Source organism: Thermococcus sp. M36, assembly GCF_012027355.1.
Lineage (GTDB): Archaea > Methanobacteriota_B > Thermococci > Thermococcales > Thermococcaceae > Thermococcus.
Genome location: NZ_SNUH01000369.1, coordinates 1 through 387, shown reverse-complemented (window position 1 = coordinate 387; position 387 = coordinate 1). Strand labels below are relative to the sequence as shown.

1 protein-coding gene is annotated in these 387 nt (G+C 33.9%); it reads left to right on the top strand.

What is annotated here, in order from left to right; all coding sequences use genetic code 11:
• Window positions 1-387: hypothetical protein (locus E3E36_RS12700; RefSeq protein ID WP_167895672.1), on the top strand; the 387-nt coding region annotated here is incomplete at both ends.

The window sequence follows — 387 nt, the reverse complement described above, 5'->3', positions numbered from 1 at the left end:
CAATGCTTATGTAGGTATTTGCGATTTAGAGGGTAATTATATTTATCTCAACCCCGCAATGAAAGCTGCTTTTGAAGTTGATGATAATGTTGATGTAAAAACGCTATCAGTTAAGCAATTTGGCTCCAATCAAAGTAAAAAAATAATTGCTAATAAAAATCAGGAGTTATTTACTAATAAAAAATGGAGTGGCGAGAATGTTTGGAAGTCCAATTCTGGCAAACTTTTAAATGTGTATCAGGTTGCAACGATACTTGCGATTGATGGAATTGATAAATATGTTGCCGTAACTGCTATTGACATTACCCACTTAAAAAATCAGCTTGACGAAACATTAAGGCTTACAGAAATCATTAATCGTTCTCAGGCATTCTTTGCCATGTCAGA